The following is a 2,489-nucleotide window of genomic DNA, read 5'->3' on the forward strand; positions in this document are numbered from 1 at the left end:
CAAGATAGACAGATCCTTCATCAATAATGAAGAACTAAATAAGAGCGATGAGATAGTTCTTAAGAACATAGTTTCAATGGCCAATGAACTGGGAATAAGTGTTGTAACTGAAGGGGTTGAAAGACCTGACCAGACAAAGCTTCTTGAGAGAGTTGGCTGCCATGTGGTGCAGGGATTTTTGTATGACAACCCAATGCCTATGGAAGACTTTGAAAAGAGACTTGTAAAGGGCTCATACAACTAAAAAATAAGCATCCGCTAAAAGCGGATGCTTTTATTATGTCTTAGTCGATTCTCTTTGAACCCCAGAAGAACAGAGCAACTGTTCCAGGACCTGTATGGCTTCCGATCGTGGTTCCGATACTTACGATCTTGACCTTGCCTTTTAACTTAGGAAACTTGGACTCTATAAGGTCTGCAACAGCCCTTGCTTTGTCATAGCAGTCAGAGTTTGAAATGTAGCAGTCTCCGTCGTAATCAAGACCGCCCTGGGCAAGTTCTTCCATCTTGGCTACCTGTGCCTTGATAACAGCGTTAAGACCACGGTGCTTAGCTCTGTTGATAAGTCTTCCCTGATAATCTACGTTGAGAAGAGGACAGATATTAAGTGCTCCGCCAATGATTCCTGCAGCCTTGGAAACGCGGCCGCCTCTTATAAGGTATGTAAGATCTGTTACAAAAAACCAGTGCTGGCACTCAAGCCTGTGCTCGATAACCCATGCGTACAGATCATCAATGCTCATTCCTTCGTCTCGAAGATCAGCAAGTTTGTTCATTAAAAGACCATAACCAGCAGAAGCAGCAAGGGAATCTACAACGTAGAGCTTGCGCTCCGGGTACTTCTCGAGAAGCTGATCTCTTGCGATAGTAGCGGAGTTTAAAGTTCCGGAAATACCTGAACTAAGTGTAAGATGAAGGACATCTTTGCCTTCCTTTAAAAATTCTTCAAAATAGGCGATGTACTCACCAACACTAACCTGTGAAGTCTTGGTCATTGCGCCCTTAGCCATATCGTCATAGAACTTCTTGAAGGGGTATGAAACACCAAGATCATCAGGATAGTCTTTTCCATCAATATTAAAGTGGAAACATACGTACTTAATGTCTCTTTCCTTAAAGTGCTCAGCTGTCAGATCAGCAGTTGAGCAGCAGCTTAATACGTAACTCATCCTAAAAACCTCTCTTTTTAAAATTACAACATTACTATAATAACATTTAATTGGTATAAGTTAAAAGCCTTTTCCTACAATTTATTATAATGAAAACAATGTTTTTACTTTAATGGTTACGTGTTGACAAATTAGAGCCAACAAAATAGAATTATTTGATGTAATCATAATAATAAATGCATTGATGATGTGGGATATATATCCCGAGATGATATATCGTGCTTACAGAGAGTTGGGGTCATCGGCTGGAAGCCTCATAAGATCAGATGTATCGGAATGTTCGCATCGGAGCAGTCCTGGTGAAGGCATATTGCTTGTAGCCTGGAACGTCTAATCCTCGTTATGGATTTCGAGAGTCTGTAATATACAGGAATAAGGGTGGTACCGCGGTTAATTTCGTCCCTTGTGCAGCTTTTGTTGCACAAGGGATTTTCTAATTAATAATTCATTATCAGGAGGAAGGGAATTTTGGAAAACAGCGCATTACGCCAGCAAATTGAAGCAATTCGTGAAGAGATCAAAGCAAATTCTGAAAAGCTTGACAGCTCAAAACTTGTTTATGAGCTTAGAAAGAGCTTTTTGGACAATAAGAGTGGTAAGATCTCAGCTCTTATGAAGGAGATGAAGAACATTGCTGCAGAGGATCGTGCAGAGTACGGTAAAAACGTCAACGAACTAAAGACATGGGCCCTTGAACAGTTTGATGAACTGGACAAGAAGATGAAAGAAAAAGAGCTTAAGGCCAGATATGAGAGAGAAAAGCAGGATGTGACGATGCCAGCTAAGATTCGCTATCAGGGCAACCTTCATCCTGTAACTCAGATGAGAGAAACTCTCATAGACATATTTGCAGGAATGGGCTTTGAGATATATGAGGGCACTGAGATTGAAAATGATTACTACAATTTTACTGCTCTTAACACTCCTAAGGATCACCCTGCAAGAGATATGCAGGATACATTTTATCTAAGTCCTGAGTTCCTTTTAAGAACACAGACTTCATCAGGTCAGATCCATGTAATGGAGAGCAAGAAACCACCTATTAAGATATTATCTCCAGGTAAGGTTTTCCGTTCAGATGACGATGCAACACATTCACCTATGTTCTCACAGATGGAAGGACTTGTAGTAGACAAGAATATTACTCTTTGTGATCTTAAAGGTGCGCTGGAAACCTTTGCTCAGAAGATCTTTGGTGAGGGAACCACAACAAGACTTCGTCCTTCTTACTTCCCGTTCACAGAGCCATCAGTAGAGGTTGACTGCAGCTGCTTTGCATGTGGTGGTAAAGGCTGCAATCTCTGCAAGGGAACAGGCTGG

General features: G+C 41.2%; 3 protein-coding genes. 2 read left to right on the forward strand and 1 reads right to left on the reverse strand.

All coding sequences use genetic code 11. The annotated features are described in order from the left end of the window. On the forward strand, positions 1–244 hold a 244-nt coding region (locus J6I68_RS01510; RefSeq protein ID WP_292216660.1), incomplete at its 5' end, for an EAL domain-containing protein. Between the two features lie 40 nt (positions 245–284). On the opposite strand, the gene J6I68_RS01515 is transcribed toward J6I68_RS01510, so the two are convergent. After that, the gene (locus J6I68_RS01515; RefSeq protein ID WP_292216662.1) at positions 285–1,169 is read right to left on the reverse strand and encodes a DegV family protein; all 885 of its coding nucleotides are present in this window, start codon (positions 1,167–1,169) and stop codon (positions 285–287) included. Between the two features lie 468 nt (positions 1,170–1,637). Here J6I68_RS01515 and pheS point away from each other — a divergent pair. Continuing rightward, a partial coding sequence (pheS, locus tag J6I68_RS01520) for a phenylalanine--tRNA ligase subunit alpha (protein ID WP_292216664.1) occupies positions 1,638–2,489 on the forward strand: 852 nt, incomplete at its 3' end.

The sequence above is a fragment of the Butyrivibrio sp. genome (genome assembly GCF_017940685.1).
Classification (GTDB): Bacteria; Bacillota; Clostridia; order Lachnospirales; family Lachnospiraceae; genus Butyrivibrio.

Excerpts from the sequence above, each read along its gene's own strand:
- J6I68_RS01515 (WP_292216662.1), bottom strand. The coding sequence starts at position 1,169 with ATGAGTTACGTATTAAGCTGCTGCTCAACTGCTGATCTGACAGCTGAG.